The 20194-nt window shown below is 35.0% G+C and carries 20 protein-coding genes and 3 pseudogenes; 12 read left to right on the plus strand and 11 right to left on the minus strand.

Annotation, left to right across the window (positions count from 1 at the left end; all coding sequences use genetic code 11):
* The first annotated feature begins 398 nt into the window (after positions 1 to 398).
* The 4 genes from rnhA to OOT12_RS02700 all read left to right on the plus strand — a co-directional run bounded on the left by rnhA (position 399) and on the right by OOT12_RS02700 (position 4761).
* On the plus strand, positions 399 to 932 hold the full coding sequence (gene rnhA / locus OOT12_RS02685; protein WP_406721091.1) for a ribonuclease HI: 534 nt from the start codon (positions 399 to 401) through the stop codon (positions 930 to 932).
* The gene (gene mutL / locus OOT12_RS02690; protein ID WP_264376343.1) at positions 923 to 2740 is read left to right on the plus strand and encodes a DNA mismatch repair endonuclease MutL; all 1818 of its coding nucleotides are present in this window, start codon (positions 923 to 925) and stop codon (positions 2738 to 2740) included. Before rnhA ends, mutL begins: the two co-directional genes overlap by 10 nt.
* 67 nt (positions 2741 to 2807) lie before the next feature.
* A complete protein-coding gene (gene wmk, locus OOT12_RS02695) occupies positions 2808 to 3512 on the plus strand; it encodes a WO male-killing family protein Wmk (RefSeq protein ID WP_264685372.1) in 705 nt (234 codons plus the stop codon).
* 16 nt (positions 3513 to 3528) lie between these two features.
* On the plus strand, positions 3529 to 4761 hold the full coding sequence (locus OOT12_RS02700) for an IS256 family transposase (RefSeq protein ID WP_096097236.1): 1233 nt from the start codon (positions 3529 to 3531) through the stop codon (positions 4759 to 4761).
* A 38-nt stretch (positions 4762 to 4799) separates the two neighbouring features.
* Here OOT12_RS02700 and OOT12_RS02705 read toward each other — a convergent pair whose 3' ends face one another.
* From OOT12_RS02705 to OOT12_RS02720, 4 genes and pseudogenes are all read right to left on the minus strand, one after another.
* Positions 4800 to 5888 (minus strand): IS481 family transposase, encoded by a 1089-nt coding sequence (locus OOT12_RS02705; RefSeq protein ID WP_019236582.1) that lies wholly within the window; start codon positions 5886 to 5888, stop codon positions 4800 to 4802.
* A gap of 87 nt (positions 5889 to 5975) precedes the next feature.
* Positions 5976 to 6539: pseudogene (locus OOT12_RS02710) on the minus strand (transposase); the annotation flags it as partial.
* 52 nt (positions 6540 to 6591) lie between these two features.
* Positions 6592 to 6822, minus strand: a pseudogene (locus OOT12_RS02715) (IS256 family transposase); the annotation flags it as partial.
* Positions 6823 to 6843: 21 nt separating this feature from the next.
* A complete protein-coding gene (locus tag OOT12_RS02720) occupies positions 6844 to 7803 on the minus strand; it encodes an NB-ARC domain-containing protein (RefSeq protein ID WP_264685373.1) in 960 nt (319 codons plus the stop codon).
* Positions 7804 to 7932: 129 nt separating this feature from the next.
* Between OOT12_RS02720 and OOT12_RS02725 the strand changes: the two genes are divergently transcribed.
* On the plus strand, positions 7933 to 8892 hold the full coding sequence (locus tag OOT12_RS02725; protein ID WP_264688607.1) for an IS110 family RNA-guided transposase: 960 nt from the start codon (positions 7933 to 7935) through the stop codon (positions 8890 to 8892).
* 100 nt (positions 8893 to 8992) lie between these two features.
* On the opposite strand, the gene OOT12_RS02730 is transcribed toward OOT12_RS02725, so the two are convergent.
* Together OOT12_RS02730 and dut are read right to left on the minus strand one after the other, a co-directional pair.
* On the minus strand, positions 8993 to 9349 hold the full coding sequence (locus tag OOT12_RS02730) for a hypothetical protein (protein ID WP_264376291.1): 357 nt from the start codon (positions 9347 to 9349) through the stop codon (positions 8993 to 8995).
* Between the two features lie 79 nt (positions 9350 to 9428).
* On the minus strand, positions 9429 to 9890 hold the full coding sequence (dut, locus tag OOT12_RS02735) for a dUTP diphosphatase (RefSeq protein WP_264376290.1): 462 nt from the start codon (positions 9888 to 9890) through the stop codon (positions 9429 to 9431).
* A 694-nt stretch (positions 9891 to 10584) separates the two neighbouring features.
* Here dut and OOT12_RS02740 point away from each other — a divergent pair.
* Positions 10585 to 10878 carry a hypothetical protein gene (locus tag OOT12_RS02740; RefSeq protein WP_063631247.1) on the plus strand — a complete coding sequence of 98 codons (294 nt, stop codon included), beginning with the start codon at positions 10585 to 10587 and terminating at the stop codon, positions 10876 to 10878.
* A 102-nt stretch (positions 10879 to 10980) separates the two neighbouring features.
* Positions 10981 to 11511, plus strand: a complete 531-nt coding sequence (locus OOT12_RS02745; protein ID WP_010401151.1) for a head-tail connector protein — start codon at positions 10981 to 10983, stop codon at positions 11509 to 11511.
* A gap of 74 nt (positions 11512 to 11585) precedes the next feature.
* Here the strand turns inward: OOT12_RS02745 and OOT12_RS07455 are convergent.
* Positions 11586 to 11654: pseudogene (locus OOT12_RS07455) on the minus strand (WPE palindromic element domain-containing protein); the annotation flags it as partial.
* Between the two features lie 171 nt (positions 11655 to 11825).
* Between OOT12_RS07455 and gp17 the strand changes: the two are divergent.
* The 3 genes from gp17 to OOT12_RS02760 are packed head-to-tail and all read left to right on the plus strand — an operon-like array spanning position 11826 to position 13384.
* A complete protein-coding gene (gene gp17, locus OOT12_RS02750) occupies positions 11826 to 12227 on the plus strand; it encodes a tail completion protein gp17 (protein WP_264374690.1) in 402 nt (133 codons plus the stop codon).
* Positions 12202 to 12591: a phage tail protein gene (locus OOT12_RS02755; RefSeq protein ID WP_264376289.1), complete on the plus strand. Its 390-nt coding sequence runs from the start codon at positions 12202 to 12204 to the stop codon at positions 12589 to 12591. Before gp17 ends, OOT12_RS02755 begins: the two co-directional genes overlap by 26 nt.
* Before the next feature lie 58 nt (positions 12592 to 12649).
* A complete protein-coding gene (locus OOT12_RS02760) occupies positions 12650 to 13384 on the plus strand; it encodes a hypothetical protein (protein WP_264374691.1) in 735 nt (244 codons plus the stop codon).
* A 71-nt stretch (positions 13385 to 13455) separates the two neighbouring features.
* On the opposite strand, the gene OOT12_RS02765 is transcribed toward OOT12_RS02760, so the two are convergent.
* The 4 genes from OOT12_RS02765 to OOT12_RS02780 form a co-directional block, all read right to left on the minus strand.
* Entirely contained in the window at positions 13456 to 14547 is a 1092-nt protein-coding gene (locus tag OOT12_RS02765) for a hypothetical protein (protein ID WP_264374692.1), read from the minus strand.
* A 91-nt stretch (positions 14548 to 14638) separates the two neighbouring features.
* The gene (locus OOT12_RS02770; RefSeq protein ID WP_007302804.1) at positions 14639 to 15013 is read right to left on the minus strand and encodes a holo-[acyl-carrier-protein] synthase; all 375 of its coding nucleotides are present in this window, start codon (positions 15011 to 15013) and stop codon (positions 14639 to 14641) included.
* Positions 15010 to 16269, minus strand: a complete 1260-nt coding sequence (gene proS, locus OOT12_RS02775) for a proline--tRNA ligase (RefSeq protein ID WP_264374693.1) — start codon at positions 16267 to 16269, stop codon at positions 15010 to 15012. Before proS ends, OOT12_RS02770 begins: the two co-directional genes overlap by 4 nt.
* Positions 16270 to 16343: 74 nt before the next feature.
* Positions 16344 to 18128 carry a WH2 domain-containing protein gene (locus OOT12_RS02780; protein ID WP_264374694.1) on the minus strand — a complete coding sequence of 595 codons (1785 nt, stop codon included), beginning with the start codon at positions 18126 to 18128 and terminating at the stop codon, positions 16344 to 16346.
* Positions 18129 to 18447: 319 nt separating this feature from the next.
* Here OOT12_RS02780 and OOT12_RS02785 point away from each other — a divergent pair, with 319 nt between their 5' ends.
* Together OOT12_RS02785 and dxr are read left to right on the plus strand one after the other, a co-directional pair.
* Positions 18448 to 18942, plus strand: coding sequence for a hypothetical protein (locus OOT12_RS02785; RefSeq protein ID WP_264374695.1), 495 nt, complete (start codon positions 18448 to 18450; stop codon positions 18940 to 18942).
* Between the two features lie 27 nt (positions 18943 to 18969).
* Positions 18970 to 20145, plus strand: a complete 1176-nt coding sequence (dxr, locus tag OOT12_RS02790; protein WP_264374696.1) for a 1-deoxy-D-xylulose-5-phosphate reductoisomerase — start codon at positions 18970 to 18972, stop codon at positions 20143 to 20145.
* Positions 20146 to 20194 lie beyond the last annotated feature (49 nt).

The raw sequence follows: 20194 nt of genomic DNA on the forward strand, positions 1-20194 counted from the left end.
GCATTCATAATCATACACAATTGTGAAGAAATATTCAACGTTTTTGTGCTAAAGTCTATTAAAGTTAGCTAAATTTCAAGAGTTGGCAAAAAACTACCTTCATAGATGACCATAGAATGCTACTGCGCACCTTAGCTGTTTATTTTATCATCTTTTACAACTCCCTCCATAAACCCCAGCAAATGAATTCATGAGCTATAAAGAGCTTTAAAAACACTTATTTTGGGTGTGAGAGATTAACCTCCTAATAAAAATACAAGCCCAAAAGCTCAATTACAATTTACCTAATATCGTGAGGACAGGTTCATTAATCTCCCACACCTTTACAGGATAAAGATCTTGAAACTTAGTGTCAACATTTCAGTAGCAAATTTATGTTAAATCTATATCCTGTCAATATGGACAAAAAGAAGGTTATAATATATACAGATGGAGCTTGTTCTGGAAACCCTGGTCCCGGTGGATGGGCAGCCGTGGTAATGTATGAAAATAAAAGTGTCTTTATCAAAAAACGTATCTCTGGAGGTGAAGAAAACACAACAAATAACAAGATGGAGCTAAAGGCTGTAATTAATGGACTAAAGATGTTAAAAATTTCCTGCAAAGTTATTGTACACACTGATAGTCAGTATATTAAACAAGGTATAACAGAGTGGATCAACAAGTGGAAAATAAATGGTTGGAAGACAGCCGATAAAAAGCCAGTGAAGAACAGAGAATTATGGCAGGAACTAGATGAAGTTGCTTTGCAGCATGATATTAATTGCAAGTGGGTTAGAGCTCACAACGGTAATATGTACAATGAGGAGGCAGATAGACTTGCTAGAAAGGAATCTAAAAAGCTAAAATATAGAGATTGTGAGGTCAAGAAATCACCAAAAAATAGAGGGAACTCTAAGTTTCATAGATTGGGTGGAGTATTATGGCAATAATTCTTTTAGATACAAAAACAATAAATCGTATAGCAGCAGGTGAAGTAATCGAAAGGCCAGCAAGTGTAGTAAAGGAATTAGTAGAAAATGCAATAGATGCTGGAAGTTCAGAAATAGAGATCAAAATAGAAAGTGGTGGGCGTAACCTTATCACTGTGACAGATAATGGAAATGGAATAGAAAAGGAAGATTTGGAACTTGCGTTTATGCGCCACGCTACTTCAAAATTAAGCGATGGTGAATTAATAGAGATCAGACATCTTGGCTTTAGAGGAGAGGCTCTGCCTTCAATTGCAGCAGTAAGCAGAATGAAATTATCATCCAAGGCAAGTGGAGCAAAGGAAGCATGGTCTATAAGATATGAGGGAGGAGAAAAAATAAGAGAGATTACCCCTTGTTCTTTGTTGCAAGGTACATATATTGAAGTTCGTGACTTATTTTTTGCTACACCAAATAGACTAAAGTTTCTAAAAACCGAAAGGGCAGAAACACAAAGTATTGTTGATATTGTGAATAACTTAGCGATGATTAATTATAGTATTGGGTTTACTCTCACTTCTGGTAATAAAAAGCTCTTAAAATATGTTAAGCAAACTTCGCTGTTCAACAGATTATGTGAAATAGAAGAAGAATTTCAAAGCAATTCACTGGAAGTTAAAGAGGAAGAAGAAGGCATCAAACTTAAGGGACACATCTGTAAACCTAATGTCAATCGTGGCAACTCAACTCAGATTTATACGTTTGTTAATGGAAGGCCAATAAAAGACAATCTACTTGTTGGTGCAATTAGATATGCGTATCACGATTTTATTCCAAACAATAGGTATCCTTTTGCAGTGTTGCATTTAGAAGTACCATATGACCAAGTAGATGTAAATGTGCATCCAAATAAATCGGAAGTAAGATTTCAGAATAAAAGGCTAATATATGAAATAGTGAGAAGAGGGATAATAAAAACACTATCAACGAGATTTGCAGCGGGTGATCAAGGTATTGAAGAGGAGCTAATTTTTAATGATAGTAAAAGCCAAGAGCAGATTGATAGTCAAGAGAAAAAAGATCAAAAAGAGTTTTATGAAAAGAGACCAAGTCTTTTAGAAAATCGTCTAATGAAAGAGTTCAATGCACCAGATGAAAGAAGGCAAAGCTTACCAGAAACTTTTAAGTATGGAGAATCCCCACCCCAAAAGGGAACGATGGTTTTAGAAAGGAAGCAAATTGATTTAATAGCGGATCATCCTCTAGGATATGCACGCTGTCAGGTCTACAATACTTACATTATTGCTGAGGCTAAAGGAAAATTAATTATAGTAGACCAGCACGCAGCCCATGAGAGATTAATACACGAGTGCTTAAAGCAAAAATCAAGCATAAAAAGACAAAAACTTCTTCTTCCTGAAACAGTTGAGATTAAAAACCAAGCAGGAATGGAGATGGTTGGAATGTATAAAGATAGGCTCTTTGAAATGGGTTTTGGTATTGAAATAGAATCAGAAGATAAAGTAAGGGTGAAAGAAATACCTGCAATTTTAGGAACAATAAATGTGAAAGAGATGGTGATGAATATAGTTGATAGATTAATGGAGATAGGAGATACGCTACCTATAGAAGAAAAAGTGAACAAGATACTAGCTACCATTGCGTGCCATGGGTCAATTAGAGCTGGAAGGGCAATGAAGTTGGAGGAGATGAATGAGTTGATGAGACAAATGGAGGAAACACCTTATGCTGGGCAATGCAATCACGGAAGACCAACGTATATAGAAATGAAACTAAGTGATATAGAAAAATTGTTTGAAAGGAGATGAGTTCAGTTTGTCAAAAAGGTTCCCAATTAAGTATAAGTAACGGCTCTTCTGATTATGAGTATAAAATGTGAAAAAAGAGAATAAATGCTCTAATTTTTTAGATTACAAAGTAATAGGACAGGAAGTAAGAAATCGTAGGTTAGCAAAGGGATATACTCAAAAAGATTTAGCAAAAAAAATCGATACAACATATCAAGTAATACTGCAATATGAAAAAGGAACACGCAGAATTTCAATTAAGAAGTTATATGAATTAGCAGAAGCATTATCAACAACTGCTAGAGATCTAGCTTGCGGACAAGAAGTATCAAATGAGGGAAGGTATGAGGAAGAGGAGGTACTAAATCTAGTAAGAAGACATAAAGAGATTAAGGATCAAGAATTACGTGAAACGTTTTATTTATTAACTAAATTCATCCGTATTAGTGAGGAAGAAAGTGGAAAGGCGGTAAAAATAGAAGTAGCAAAGGGTTTGGTTAAGGAAGGAGTTTCTGCTCATGTTATCTCTCAAACGACCAGTTTATCTATTGATGAATATGATAATGATGAAAAAAAAATTTCTATTCCGTATAAAGTAGGTCGAAGAATAAAAGAATGGAGGTTGAGAAGAGGATACACACAAGAAGATTTAGCAAGTAAAGTGGGCATAATAAATCAAAGAATATATGAATATGAACAAGGACGATCTGCTGTTTCACTTGAAATGTTGGGAACGTTCGGGAACGTTCAAAAAAGTGTGTCAAACCGAAAAAAAAGTAATAAATTGATATAAAAAATGGAGGTTTGATATGGGTCAAGCAAATAGAACTACTGGTTTGGTAGATTATAAAGAATTAGAAACAAATATCCTGTCATCTATACGAGAAGGAAGACCATTGACAGGAAGAGATGGAGCATTAACACCGTTTATAAAAAGGTTGCTAGAGGCAAGTCTGGAAGGTGAAATAGAAAGCCACATGTCAGCTAAAAGTGAAGAAAATAACCGAAGAAATGGAAGGAATGCAAAAACTTTACGTACAAGTTCAGGCTCATTTGAACTATTAACACCAAGAGACAGAGAAGGAAGCTTTGAACCGCAAATAGTCAAAAAAAGGCAAACAAGCCTACATCCAGAACTTGAAGCAAAGGTCTTAAGCACATATGCCAGTGGCATGGGATACAGAGATATAGCTTCACATGTTGAGGAAATATATGACCACAAAATATCAGCAGCAGAGATATCCAGTATTACTGATAAACTGCTACCAGTAATCAATGAATGGCGCAGCCGCCCACTGCAATCAGTGTATCCAATAGTGTTTATGGATGGCATGTTCTTTAAGGTCAAGGAGGACGGACATTGTATAAGTAAATGCATGTATAATATATTGGGCATAAATCAAAATGGCAGAAAAGAAGTATTAGGTTTTTATTTGGCTGAAAGTGAAGGAGCTAACTTCTGGTTGGGAGTTCTAAATGACCTAAAAGAGCGAGGAGTAGAAGATATTCTAATTGCCTGCATTGATGGGCTAAAAAGCTTTCCTGCGGCTATAAATAGTGTGTTTCCTAAGGCAGAAGTACAGCTATGTATAGTGCATCAGATAAGGAATTCACTGAAATATGTATCTAGCAAAGATGTAAAAGTTTTCATGAATGATTTGAAAAAAATATATCGTGCTTCAAGTAAAGAGATCGCTGAGAATTATCTGCTTGAGCTGGAAGAAAAATGGGGAGAGAAGTATCCTTTAGTTATAAAATCCTGGCAGAACAATTGGGAAAACTTATCCAGTTATTTTAAGTATTCTGGGCAAGTTAGGAAGCTGATTTACACCACCAATCCAATTGAGGGGTTGCATAGACAAATCAGGAAATTTACTAAAACTAAGGGTTCATTTACTAGTACAAATGCCTTGTACAAACAGGTATATTGTGCTATAAAAAAGGTAGAGCAAAAGTGGATTATGGCTCTCCCTAATTGGGCTTTAACTATGTCTCAACTTGATATTTTCTTTCCAGATAGATTGAAAATTGAGTTGAACTAAAAATTGTACTAGACACAACTTAATCTGACAGCAACGAATTAACTGACAGAAGAATTGAGGTAGTTAAAACTAATATCAGTCTCTTGTTTAACGTTACTAATATTTTTCTGAAAAGCAATGTGTTTGCTATCAAGAAAAGTCTGCATAGGCGTTTTACCATAGCAATATTTACCTGAGTGAGGCCTGGTCTCATTGTAAGAGCGTAACCAATGATCAACATCTATCTGCAAATCTTCTAAAGAACTGTAGATTTTCTTTCTAAAGATAATATTGTAACACTCATCTTGCATAGTTTTATGAAACCTTTCGCATATGCCATTAGTTTGTGGTGAATTGGCTTTAGTTCTTGAATGATCAATATTTTCAATTCCCAAATAAAGCTGATAAGCGTGATTTTCTGGTTTACCACAATATTCTGTACCTCTATCAGTCAAAATGCGCAATAATGGCACGTTTTGTACATCGAAAAATGGTATTACTCTATCATTCAGCAAGTCGGCAGCGGTAATAGCAGTTTTATCTGTATAAAGCTTAGCAAAAGCCACTCTCGAATATGTATCAATAAAAGTCTGCTGGTAAATGCGCCCAACGCCCTTGATATTGCCTACGTAATAAGTATCTTGAGACCCTAAATAACCTGAGTGTTCTGTTTCAATTTCACCGTGAGCTTCTCTTTGCTCTTTAACTTTTTCCAATGCTGCAAGTTGCTCTTCAGTTAAAATTATGCCGTCTTGTGCAACCTTTGCTTCAAGGGCTTTAAGTCTTTTTTTGAACGTTTCAATGTCATTTCTTAGCCATACAGATCTTACGCCACCTTCGGAAATTATTACACCCCTTTTTCTCAGCTCATTTGCAGCTCTTTGTTGTCCATATGCTGGAAATTCTGTAGCTATGCCAATTATTGCCCTTTCTATATCTTCGGAAACTCTGTTTGCTAATAGGGGTTTTTTCTTACTTATTTCATGTAATGCTCCTTCTCCCCCACTTTCATATAACTCCTTAAATCGATAAAATGTATCACGCGAATAACCCATCACCTTACACGCTTGTGATACGTTACCTAATTGCTTTGCTAGTTCTAATAACCCTAACTTTGGTTTTAGTATTTTTGTTTGTATCGTACTCATATCTAACACTCCTTTCTTTTATTATTTTATAACTTACTTTTTTAAAGTGTCAGATCAAGTCTTGTTTAATACATAAAAATGCGGCTTGACACACTTTTTTGAACGTTCCCCCTTGACCTTAAAGAACATGCCATCCATAAACACTATTGGATACACTGATTGCAGTGGGCGGCTGCGCCATTCATTGATTACTGGTAGCAGTTTATCAGTAATACTGGATATCTCTGCTGCTGATATTTTGTGGTCATATATTTCCTCAACATGTGAAGCTATATCTCTGTATCCCATGCCACTGGCATATGTGCTTAAGACCTTTGCTTCAAGTTCTGGATGTAGGCTTGTTTGCCTTTTTTTGACTATTTGCGGTTCAAAGCTTCCTTCTCTGTCTCTTGGTGTTAATAGTTCAAATGAGCCTGAACTTGTACGTAAAGTTTTTGCATTCCTTCCATTTCTTCGGTTATTTTCTTCACTTTTAGCTGACATGTGGCTTTCTATTTCACCTTCCAGACTTGCCTCTAGCAACCTTTTTATAAACGGTGTTAATGCTCCATCTCTTCCTGTCAATGGTCTTCCTTCTCGTATAGATGACAGGATATTTGTTTCTAATTCTTTATAATCTACCAAACCAGTAGTTCTATTTGCTTGACCCATATCAAACCTCCATTTTTTATATCAATTTATTACTTTTTTTTCGGTTTGACACACTTTTTTGAACGTTCCCATTCCTTCCATTTCTTCGGTTATTTTCTTCACTTTTAGCTGACATGTGGCTTTCTATTTCACCTTCCAGACTTGCCTCTAGCAACCTTTTTATAAACGGTGTTAATGCTCCATCTCTTCCTGTCAATGGTCTTCCTTCTCGTATAGATGACAGGATATTTGTTTCTAATTCTTTATAATCTACCAAACCAGTAGTTCTATTTGCTTGACCCATATCAAACCTCCATTTTTTATATCAATTTATTACTTTTTTTTCGGTTTGACACACTTTTTTGAACGTTCCCCCAAAATCAGGTTTTGATTGCTGAGCTACTCTATATTCCTCCAGATATTCTCTAATACTAAGACCTTTTTGTTTAATGCATGATGTTGCTGCTTTCAAATCTAATGGAAAACAATTAAACTCTTCTATTAACTCTGATATAGATTTACCTTGTGATTCATCTTCCCCTAAGGCTTTTCGAGTAAATTCCTCGGCTTCTTCTTTTTTTAAATTACCCAACTTTATTTCTTCTATATCTTCTATTTCTTCTTTCCAATTCTTGTTAGGAGAAGTAATTAAAACGTAAGGTTTTTCTCTATTAGAAAAAACAGGGAAGCTGGATGGTAAAAAATTCTCAATCTCCTTATAACTACTAGCATCATCGAAAACAAACAAACTTTTTGTGTCTTGAAGATACTCATATACATCCTCGACAATAGATTTAATGTTTCTCTCTCTCCTTTGCTCACTTTTTCTAGAAACCCCTAACCTTTCAGCCAACCCATGAAATGAATTTGAAAGATTGGTACATGACGAGGCATCTATCCACATAATCCTTGCCCAAGTAGCCTTACGCCTTTCACTAAACCCATAGCCTCTAGCAAGTTCGCTTTTTCCTATTCCAGACTTCCCACTAATTAAGACTACTCGTGACATTTTTACTTCTTGACTACTACTATGTAACCTTAGGTTCAAATTTTTTACCACCTCTTTTCTTTCAATGAAATTTTCTGGTGTCTTGCCAAAACTATAGGAAAATTGACGCCTATCTTCATCTTGCTTTCTAAGATGTTCTTTTACATCTTCTATATCTTTCCTTTTCACAGGATCTTGTTCATTAATCTTATATGTTAAAAACAAGTCTTTATAAGTATTAAGAAGTAGTAATATAAAGATGTATAGAGAAGAGGAACCGTCATAGATCTTGGTCATAAGGGACCGTATTGGAGCAAGGTTCTCTTCTCTGTTTATGTACTGAATAGTTCCGAACAACTGATTGAGTTTTTAGGCTCGTATATAAGGGTGGAAAATGCAGTATTATATTATTCTTACGGAGGAATTATGAATTCATCAAATATCATTGCTGGCATTGATGTTAGCAAAAATAAGCTAGATATCCACATTCATCCACTTGGACATTATAAAGTATTTGAAAATGACGTTCAAGCTATTGATCAAATACTCGACTTTTTACGTTTGCATAATGTAACCAAAGTTGGACTTGAAGCAACTGGTGGGTACGAAAAATTATGTGCTTATACTTTACTAAGCCATGGTTTCGAAGTATATGTTATTCAACCTAGATGGGTTAGAGATTATGCAAAAAGCCTTGGTATCGCTACTAAAACTGATAAAATAGACTGCAGCATCATCTCACGTTATATCAATAATACAGATATGCGTGTTACTCCTTTAAAGGTTAGTAATATTGACAGTTTGAAGCAAAAGTTATCTCGCAGAAATCAATTAGTGGAAATGGCAAAAATACAAAAAACTCAAGCTCATCAAGTAACTGATATATCCATAATCAAACAAATGGAAGAACTACTTGCCATTTTGCAAAGTCAAATTCAAGTTTTAGAAGACGAGATGATAACATTGATTGAGCAAAGTCAAGAGCTTAAAGAAAAATACATATCAATAACTAGTATGCCAGGAGCAGGTAGAATCTTAGCTATTACTATGATCTGTTATCTACCAGAATTAGGAACTCTCCGACATAAAGAAATATCTAGCCTTTCTGGAGTTGCACCTTTTAATCGAGATAGTGGTTTTAGTAAAGGAAAAAGATGTATTCAAGGTGGTAGATCACAGATTAGAACAGTTTTACATATGTGTGTTCTTAGTGCACAAAAGTACAATTCTTATATAAGAATCTTCTTTGATAGGCTATACGATCAATACAAAAAACCATATAAAGTTGCTTCTACTGCTGCCATGAGAAAATTACTTATCCTTGCTAACTCTTTAATCAGAGATGGCAGGGTTTTTACTGAGGAATATAGCCCTAAAGCTGCTTAGATTGAAAATTAGTGTAGTTGTGGATAAGTGCGCTTACACAGACTGAAAGCACTTATCCACATCCACACTTCTTAAAAGAATTCAAATCAAATACTACAACTTAAATTACGTAAAATGTGTTAAAAGCATCTTTGGCTTTATAGTCCACTAAGTAAAAATTTATTTTTAGTATTTTTCTATTGACTTTTAACACAACTGCTCCTGTCTTTTTTATAATAGAAACTACCCGAGTTTTAGTCATGGAATATATTGCTAAACTAGCCAGTGCAACAGCAGCAAATGCTAAAACACTTATTTCAAGTGGTGTAGCTGCAAAAACTGCAATTGGCGCTAAAATCGAAGTTGAAGACACCCAATACGGTGTTGAAAGTGCTACTGCTGTGCCTATAACATACAGAGAAGTAAGCGCTACAATTGCAATGTTTGTTTTATGACAGTGGGTTTTTAAAATTGACATAATTTCCTCTTAAAATAAGTTAATAATATATTAATATTACATATAAAAAAATCAATACAGTCAACTTACATATAAAAAACTACCTACCGCTTGATCCAAAGCCCCCTTCATTGCGGACGGTTTCTTCTGTGCAGAATTCTTCTCTGTCATCCCAAATTACCTGAGATACAGGAGTGATGAGGATTTGTGCGATTCTATCTCCTCTTTTTATTTCATATGGCTGATTACTTAGATTGATTAGGCAAACTTTAACTTCACCTCGATAATCGGAGTCTATAGTGCCCGGAGAATTTAAGACAGTGATTCCATGTTTTGCAGCAAGCCCAGAACGTGGGCGAACTTGTCCTTCAAAACCGTTTGGTATTGCAATTACAATGCCAGTTGGAATAAGTAACCTTTCAAGTGGATTTAAAATAACAGAGTCGTCCAATGCAGCATAAAGATCCATGCCAGCACTCTGCATAGTTGCATAACAGGGAAGAGGCAGGCTTTCGCCATGTGATAACTTTTTTATTTCTACTTTAATTTTATCTCTTTGCATTTTTGTTCACCAGTTATGAAAATTTGATTGTAGCATGTAAATTATGCCTGTAAAAGATAAGAAAACTACTTGACAAATCTTTCAGCTTCCTTACTATAAAATTCAAAGTGTTTTATTACCTTCAATCTGTTCAGATTAAACGACAAAAGTATTATACAGTTGGCGTCTTATAAATCTTTCCGCTATGTGCACTTTATGTCTTCACAATAATTTCTACCTAATATAAGCTGAAACGGGCTTATAAAACGTTTAAAACAGTACGTTTGTATAGAGGGTGTCATTCCAGCGCGTGACGCTGGTTCCTGGATCTCAGTGTCTGGGCACTGGGATGAGAAAAAAGGGGCTACTTGAATGACACCTTATGTTCCAGCACGTGACACATAATTGTACGAACATTCATTTTTGAATACAGCAAATGGTCAATGCCCAGACACTGGCATCCAGAAATTTTATTAGGTTGGTAAGCACAAAAGTAGTTGCTTTATGCTAAAACACAACGGTTGAAAGACTCGATTCCAGCGTCACGCGCTGGAATGACATCAAAGGGGCTACTTGAATGACATACTTGAATTTACGCTATAAAGTGAACCGGTTTGGTGTGCTGCTGTTGTTTGCAGTATTGTAGTGCTAATTTTTTACTTCGGTAGTCTTTTTATTGTCATTATAATTATAAGAATAGTTGAGGCCAATTAATATGAAAACTTTTACGAAAAATTTTAAAGGTAAGGAAAGAAAGCTAGAAGAGTTCAATGAGAAAGTTGAAGACATATCAGCTGTAGCTCAAGATAAGTTTGCACATGAACTTGAAAATATCGCATATGAAAGTGTGCAGAAATTTCGCAGTCTACTTGCTAAAGAAATAAACTCCACTTTCAATAACATTCATTCTCAGAATGTCAATCTACTAAAATCCGGCTTAGTAAACTTGATCAATAAAAAAGGAGAAACAGCGTTAATACGTTCTCTTCTCAATATACTTGTACGATAGAGTTGCTGCTGCAATTTAATATTAAGTGATAACTAAAATAAGTAAGATTTTTTATGGATAAGTCTTACTTATTTGAGCTATATATAGAAAAGGAGGGTTGTTATGTCAACAAGACTAAAGTATCCAATTATAAATATACAACGTAAGTCTAAGCCTAAATCTTTTCCAGTAACTTTAGGAGAGGTTAAATCTTTTTTACGAATTGAAAATGATCAAGATGATAAGTTGATTTCAAGTTTTATTTTTATGGCAACTGATTATGCTCAGTGGCATATGGAAAAGTCTCTAGTAAAGCAAACGTGGCAAGTTTCATATGAAGGTTATATACCTCGTAGAATCTATTTAAGCTATGGTCCTGTGAATAAAATAATATTGGCTACTGATAAGAATAGAAAACTTAGTTATTATTTTAGTGATATAGGAAGCTATATTGAATTTTTCAATTATTTGAACATAATAAGGGCTGATGTTGTATACGAAGCTGGCTATGACAGCGTTCCTGAGCAAATAAAGCTAGGTATTATGCAGCATGTTTCTGCTCTCTATAAAAATCGTGAATCAGAAGTAAGTAGCCATTTATCTGAAGTGAAGAAGGTGTATTCTCCATTTCGCGAACCAAAGGTTGTTTTGTAGTTCCTGTTTGTCATTCAATAGCAGATACAACAGATGGTGTCATTCAAGTAGCCCCTTCGGTGTCATCCCCAGTCTGGAATCCAGTTTCTATTGTACAGCCACCTGGTGCGCTCATTTAAAGTGAAGTTTTCTAGATCCCAGTGTCAAGCACTTGGATGACAAGAAAGGGCTACTGGAATGACATCATTATAAAGTGAACCAGTGTCTGGGCATGGGATGACATCTTCTTGATAGATAATGTTCGTACAGTAAGTACTGACCATTTATTACGTAAATTATCTACAAATTGCAATGTTCTTAGCCGTATCTGTGAGATGGAAAAAATTCAAATTATAAATGAGTTGTATAATAGTATTTATGCAGCATTAAAAGCAAACTCTGATTTAAAGAAATATGTTACTAACATCTATGATTACCTGCCTAAGCAGGTTACTATTCCTTATCTGAGATTGCGCATAGTAAATTATGTTAACCTGCATATGCTATCTAATTTTGCTACAAAAGTAAGATTTTCATGCGACATATATACTTATCATATAAGCAGCATGCTTGCTGCTATAAAGCATGTTAGCTTGGTGGTAAAGAGCATTAGTAGTGAGACCATTTTTGAAAGTAATTGTGCTATGAATCAGCATGATGAAGTTTTACATTCAACAATTAATTTTGATATTTTAATACAAGGAGGTAGCGATGAGCAAATTACAGCTGAAAATTAAAGGTCATGACAATAATTTTGTTGTGCTGAATAATATACGAAACTTAAGGTTTACTTTGCGTAATAACAAAGAGGAGATGAAAGATATTTCCTCTTTTGGCTGGAGAAAAGTGCTTGATTGTGCTGGAAGTAGAAAGATTACAATAAAAATTAATGGCATTTTAAATTCAGTATTGGCTGATGAATTATTGCGTAATTCTGCAATGTTAAACTCTAATAATGATTATGAGATTAGTTTTAATGCTAAGGAGAAGATAAAACTCAGGTGTTCGGTTGAATTGTATGAGAGATATTATGATCCTGCCATTTTTGACAGCTTCACTGTAGTTTTAGCCAGTGCTGAAGTTGTGAACACTTTTCATTAGTGTTAATTTAATTTTTTCATATACAATAATAATAAGTGGGAATAAATTAAAAAAAATTATGAACGATGAGGATCTTTTCGAAGAAGGTGATGATAATGTTGAAGAGAATAGCGATGACAGAAGAGAAAGGAATTTGAAGAATGAAAATCAGCTCGAAGAGCAATTTAAAGAGTATTTAAAACCTTTCGAGGATATTTTAAGTCAAATTGATGAAGGAGTTGATAATTTAGATAGTTACGAAAGGACTATGCAAGTAAAGCGAAGTATAGATAGGCTCATAGAAACCTTATATAGCCAAGCAGCATCTGAGGATATTGATGTAGAACTTGAAACCACAAAACACACTCGCGATAAATCAGAGTCCAAGAAAAGAGTTCTGGAAAAGAGAAAGAAACAACTGATGGAAGAGATCTTAAGTTTTCAACAACAAAAGGAGCTAATGAATAGTAGGGAAAAACATGAAGTAGCAAGTGATGAAGATGTTCAGAAGGCAAAAGCACGAGTGAAGTCTTCAATTAGGGGGGTGTTGTTTTCAGTTATTGCTCATAGAATGGATCCAAGAAGGAGGGCAGGGGAAACTGCTGATGACAATGAAAAGCAAGCTCGTATGTACGGTAGAGAAGCAGTTGGTGGAGTTTTAGGTGGATTATTCAAGGCGTTTTTAACTGCAGTTGCTGCTGTTATGCGCGAAATTGCTAAACCACTTCAACATATGAACACACAAGAGACGTCTTTTGCAAAACAAGTTGAAGAAAGCAGAAACCAGGATTCACAGAAAGGTCGATCTGTGTAGGTCAAAGTATAGTTTCAAAAAAATTTTTGAAACTATACTTCTTACATTCCCCACCTAATCAAAGTTCAGTACTATAATACAGAATACTCTAACTCTGAAGGAAATGTATTTTCCATAATTATTTGTACTTTATCAAGAAACCCTTGTTCCATTTTACTGGTATCAAATTTTTCTTTTGATGTGTTATTTTTTATTTCCTGATAGTATTCCTTAGCTGCACTCTTTATATCTTCTTGTTTTAAATAACATCTTCCTTCACATTCGTATTTTTTAGATTCTTTTTCTTTTTGACAATTTGTTTTACATTCTTTATACTCTCTGTCGTTGAGAATCTCAAATTCCTTGCTATCCTCGCATTCTGAATTGCATTTAGAAAGTTCTTTTTCTTCTTGTTTATTGCAATAATAATTTTTACATACTTTATCTACCACGTAATTCTCTTTAACAAGTAAATTTAAAAATTCTTGTTTTGGACTCATAAGCTCTTTTATTTTATCAAGCAATTCTTGTTTCATTTTCTCAGCATCAACATTTTGAGTTACTACTAACGTTTCTTTTGCTGATGAGTCTATTTTTCTTTCTTGCTCTTCTTTGATTACATTCGCTTCTTCAATTGATTTATTGTACTTCTTATATATTAATGACTTTATATGGGTTTTATGTTTTTCAATCTCATCATCTGATAATTTTTGTGCTATTTCTTCTTTTTTATTTTCATAGTATTCTTTAGCTGCACTTTTTATAGCTTCTTCATTTTTGATACATTTTTTTTTACAAAAATCAAGTTCAACTTTTGGTTTAATGAGTTCTTTATACCAATCTTCACCTTTATCTTTACCTTCATCTTTATCTTTTAAGTTATAATGTTTATTACAACGGCTATCGCATGATGATTTTTTTTTACCTGGGATAGCTTTTGCATTTCTCAAATCCGAGCATTCTCTTTGGCATGATGAAAGGTCATTTCCTAATGCTTCGCCTGAGTTAAATTTCTCTAATATTTCTTCAATGGTCTTATTTGATATTATACGTTTTGGTGCTGCATGTAATGTACTTATGCAATATTCCTTTTTACATAAATCTACCACGTTAGTGTTTTCAATAAAGTCTCTAAATTTAATTTTTGTATCTACTGCGTTGAGTTTGCTGGTTTCTCCAAACATAAAATTTCTCCTAGTAAATTAATATTTTAATACTTATTAGTAAATTTATTATTAAAATAGCATGTTATGTAGTATGTGTATTAAACAATATCTACTCAACGCAAATTACAACAAACGCAGTAGCATAATCTTGATCATCACTTAGAGAAAGGTGTATCTTGTAGTCTTTCGAGATGAAATCCTTTGTGATAGCAAGATGTGGTTTTCCCCTGATATTACTGTATATTTCTATATCTTTCATTATAATTCCTTGGCTGAATCCAGTGCCTAGCGCTTTAACAAAAGCTTCCTTTGCAGCAAAGCGTTTAGCAAAATATTTTGCCCTTACTTCTTGGCTATTATATTTTTTGCTTATCTCTATCTCCTTCTTAGTATAGACTTTATTGAGAAATTTTTCCCCGTATTTTTGTGATATCCTCAATATTCTGGGTATATATACTATGTCAGTGCCAATACCGTATATCATTTTGCGCTAAAACGATTTATTGCTTCTTCAACTTGTATTTCCTCTACCTCTCCAGTTGCTCTATTTTTTACTTCAACTGTATTTTCACTTACTACTTTTTTTCCAACAATTATTTGCCACGGCAAGCCTATCAGATCCATTCTGGCAAATTTCACTCCTACACTTTCGTCCGTATCATCATAAAGCACTTCATCGCTTTTCAAAGCTTTGTATATTTTATCTGCAGCCTCCGTTACTTTTGTTTGTAAATTGATCAAACCAACTTTAAAAGGAGCTACTGCCTCTGGCCAGATAATTCCTTTATCATCATGGAAAGCTTCTATTATTGCGCCAACAAGCCTTGAAACTCCAATACCATACGAACCCATATGCATGTTAACATTTTTTCCATCTTGAGAAGTAACACTTGCCTTCATAGGTTTCGAATATTTATCACCAAAATAAAAAATATGCCCTATTTCAATACCCTTGCTAACATTTAACTGTTCTTGCGGTATAGGACAACTTTCAGGATCATGCATATCGTCTGCAACTGCATATATGCTCTTCAGACTTTCAATATCTTCACTCTCTAGCAGTTCAGAAAATTTATTGTCATAATATAAAGTGCTCTCACCGGTGCTTGCCAATATATGAAATTCATGACTTAAATTTCCTCCAATTGGTCCTGTATCTGCCCTCACTCCAATTGGAGTAAGTCCCATGCGTTTGAAGATTTTTATGTAAGTTTTATACATCAAATTATATGAATTCAGTGCACCTTCGTAATCTACATCAAAACTGTATGCATCCTTCATCAGAAATTCCCTGCCTCTCATAACGCCATAACGAGGTCTTACTTCGTCACGAAACTTCCACTGAATTTGATATAAACAAAGTGGTAAATCTTTGTAACTTTTTACCGTATTTCTAATCAAATCAGTTACCACCTCCTCATGTGTTGGACCAAAAAGCATATCGCTTTCATGCCTATCTTTAATACGTAGCATTTCTTTGCCGTAATCATCGTAACGTCCTGACTCTCGCCAAAGACTTGCTGGCTGCACACAAGGCATCAACACTTCAATTGCACCAATTTCATCTCTGATAATATTTTCAATATTTTTAAGTACCAAAAGACCAAGCGGCAGCCAAGAATAAATTCCAGATGCTGTCTGCTTGATTAAGCCCGCACGTAACAAATATTGATGAGAAATAATTTCAGCACCAGCCGGGGTTTCTTTTAAAGTTGGCAGGTAATATTGAGATAAACGCATTTGATAAATCTGATTGTACTAAGTAATCTTAATACAATCAGGCCTGTAGGTAAACTTATTTTAAGAAGAGTGTACTACTTTCTCTTACCTCGATCTGTGACACTTTTAAGTTGACATGCGTGTGCTTTTCCACCAAAAAGATTAATGTTTTGACTAACCAAAGAAGATGGTTTTTCCACCTCACTATTCACTGGGTCAACATTCTTTGCTTGTGCTCCAGGAGAAGCTTCAGATTTCGTTTGTAAACCAGCAGTCTTAGGCGGTACCAGTGGCTTACCTGCTTTTGGCACAGAATGTAACGGAGATGTAGGTTTAGATTTTTCATTATCATCAGATTCATGACCACTGTCAGGACTCTCGCTTCTTTTGTTACTGTCTGATTGCGGGGTTGGAGACTCATCTTCCCACTCACTATCGGGTGTACGATTTTGATCATCATCTTCGTCATCACTTTTGCTATCTGAGGATTTAGTTCCTTCTCCTAGAAGAGGAGAATTCTTCATTGTGGCCAATGCATTCTTCATAAGATCTCCACCTCCTTTATTACTTGGCTTTTTAGCAGCTTCAGGCTGATCGACAACTTTTTTCAACTTAACACCCTGCTTTATCTGTGCAAGCATAGCATTTTTAGCATCCGATTGATTAGCGTTATTACTAACTTCAGCACCAGGCTTATCAGCACCATTGGTCTTTTTCAATGAATTAATTCCATCTGGAGCTGAAGGAGGAGATGGTGGTGAAACAGCACTTTGTGGCAATGGAGGAGGTGGTGGTGGCGGTGCACTGGGTGTTCCAGACATTACTGGAAATGATGGTGTAGGAGTATTGCTATGTTCAAGTTCTTTTGCTTTCTGTAAACTACTATCTTGTGATTGATTTTGACATACTTCGTTGTTTTGCTGTTGTACGTCGTCCTCTCCATCAATTGCTTTCCTTCGGCTTTTGAGCGTTTTGTTCAAATCAGCCATCAAATCTCCACTTCCTTGTTGCTTGCCACATCCTGAGGGTATGGATTTATTAGTAGTATTATTCTTTAGAGTAAGTGGTGTCGGTGCACTGGGTGTTCCAAGCGTTACTGGAAGTGATGATGTATAAGTATTGCTGTGTTCAAGTCCCTTTGCTTTCTGTAAATCTTGTGATTGTTTTCTACCAGGATCAACTTTTTTCTCGCTGTTTATTGCAGAAAGGTGTGAATTGATAAGATATGCAGCTGAACTCAACATAACCAATGCAGAAACAGAAGCAATAACTGCAAAAAGCACTGGCACTGCAGCACTACTTAATACCGCTGAAATGATGAAATACGTGCATACTCCAGCTACAGGACCGGATATACACAATAACAAAATAGCAATTGAATATTTTAAGGCAGTTGCCTTTTTTTGTTCTGCTACAGATGACTTTTGATTTTCACTATCAGACTGTACACCATTATGTTGTCCAGTCATAGGTTTTTTCGGCACAACCTGTTTAGTATTGCTTCTGTCATTTTTAGTTTTGTCACTCGCATTATCTTCTTCTTTTGACTGAGCGCTATTTCTGGTTTCTGGATTCTTAACATGAATACTATTCTTGCTTCCTTTATTTGCAGTTTTGTCACTCGCATTATTTTCTTTTTCTTCTTCTTTCCTGTGTTTTATCTTATTTTTCAAATCTTCAAGCAAATTTGGATTAGTAACCTCAGATGGACCTCTTTTTAATTGAGTGCTATTGCTGGTTTTTGATGGAGTACTACCAAGAGTGTTTTCATTTTTATCGTTATTTTTCGCTGGCTTCCAATTTTCTCCCCAATCTGCAGGTGGTAGAGGTGGGGGTGGTGGCGGAGCTGATGATGGTGTGTTATTATTATTAGTAAGCATTTTTCTTCCTCATTATTAATATTATATTAATGATGATTAAATTATTAGTACTTGTCAATAATTTATGAGTAAATTAATATTAAGATAATAAAATAAAAAGGAAAGAGAGAGGAGCAGTCTTCTAAGAAGAAATAGAAGCTGTCTTAAACCTCAAGTCATCACTTTGTTACCACAGCACATCATCGATGTTTTGGTATAGAGTAATCAGAATCATAAAAATAGCTTAGTGTTAGCTATTTTTATGATAACCTCTCTTAAACAATTGATATTTTACAGTGTTTTTGGTAAAATAATAGCTTAAGGCTTAGAATAAAAGTTTATGAGTGAAGCACAAGGTCCAAATATTGCAGAATGGCAGGCACAGCAGCAACACCAGGAAGCCGCTAGTGAGAAAAGTGGTTTCGGTCTTGGTCATAGTGACTCTGTTGCAACAATTGTGGATGGAATGAAGTGGATGTTCAACTTTCATGAAGGAGCAATTGCTGCTTATAATAATGTGTTTGAAGGGTTGGTCAGTGGTAGCAGTCTAGTAACGTTATTTGGGAAATCAGGTAATATGTTTGGCATAAAATTTCTTGAAAGTCTTGCAGAATATTTTTCAGGTGGTGGTGGAGAAGATATGCCATCAGAAGGAATGGGTATGGACTACGGTGATGAGGGGCATCATCCGGATGATTATCCCCACGCTAGCAATGAAATGGCTCAAAGTGCTGATGGTTTGCATGATATGCATGATGCAGGTGATCATCATGGCCAATCTTTTTCACCTGGTCCTTCACCATCTGTTGGTGATGATCATGAGCTTGGTTACTAAATAACTAAGAAGATTTTATTGTAATTAGTGAAAAAAGTTTCAGTTTTAGGATCAACAGGAAGCATTGGAAAAAAGACTGTAGATTTGCTCTCAAAGAGAAAGGAAGAATATCAGGTGGAAGCACTAAGTGCCAATTCTAACTTTGCTCTACTAGCACACCAAGCAAAACTGCTTAATGCAAAATATGCTGCCATTTCTGATGAAAGGTTCTACAAAGATTTAAAAGAAGATCTACTTGGTACAAACGTCAAAGTAGAAGTTGGTGCTCCAGGTCTAGCAAATGTTGCTTCTCTACCTGTTGATCTCTCAGTTATTGCAATAGTTGGCATTGCAGGCCTTGATCCAGTTATAAAGGTTATAGAAAGCGGTACTAAAGTTATTGCTCTAGCAAACAAAGAGAGTATTGTTTGCGGTGGTAAGTTACTACTTAAAAAAGCTAAAGAAAGGAGCGTACAAATAATCCCTATTGACTCTGAACACAACGCAATTTTTCAAGTTTTGCAAAACGATGATAAATGTGTAGAAAAGATTATACTCACTGCCTCTGGTGGACCATTTTTAAATTATAGCCTTGAACAATTAAGAAATATCACAGTAAATCAGGCACTAAGTCACCCTACTTGGAAAATGGGAAAGAAAATCTCAGTTGATAGTGCAACAATGATGAATAAAGCACTAGAAATAATAGAAGCACATCATTTGTTTAATATTAGTCCAAATAGAATTGAAGCAGTAGTGCACCCTGAGTCGATAGTACACGGAGTTGTAGTTTATCAAGATGGGTTCAGCTTTGCTGTGCTTGCAGAAACTGATATGGAAATTCCCATTGCATATGCTTTATCTTGGCCAGAAAGATCAACTTTAAATCATAAATTAGATTTAACAAAGCAAGGAAAATTGACCTTTCAAGAACCAGACCACAAATGTTTTCCTGCACTAAAGCTCAGTATGGAAGTGTTAAATTCTTCTTCTCCACATACAAACAGTATTGTTTTCAATGCTGCAAATGAGATGGCTGTTAACGAATTTTTGAAATCACGAATCGGTTTCTTAGAAATATTAGAGGTAGTAAAATCAACAATAGAAAATTTTGACAAGTACTCTGATATTAAATCACTATCTGACATAACAAGTATCGATTTTGAAAGCCGTATTATTGCTAACAAAATTATTGAAAATAAAGGTATCCGTTCAGCAGAGTGATAAAATAAGGTAGACGAGAAAAGACAACTAAATGGTCAAGTAGACCCAT

Origin of the sequence: Wolbachia endosymbiont (group B) of Parapoynx stratiotata (genome assembly GCF_947250635.1) — a bacterium.
Classification (GTDB): Bacteria; Pseudomonadota; Alphaproteobacteria; order Rickettsiales; family Anaplasmataceae; genus Wolbachia.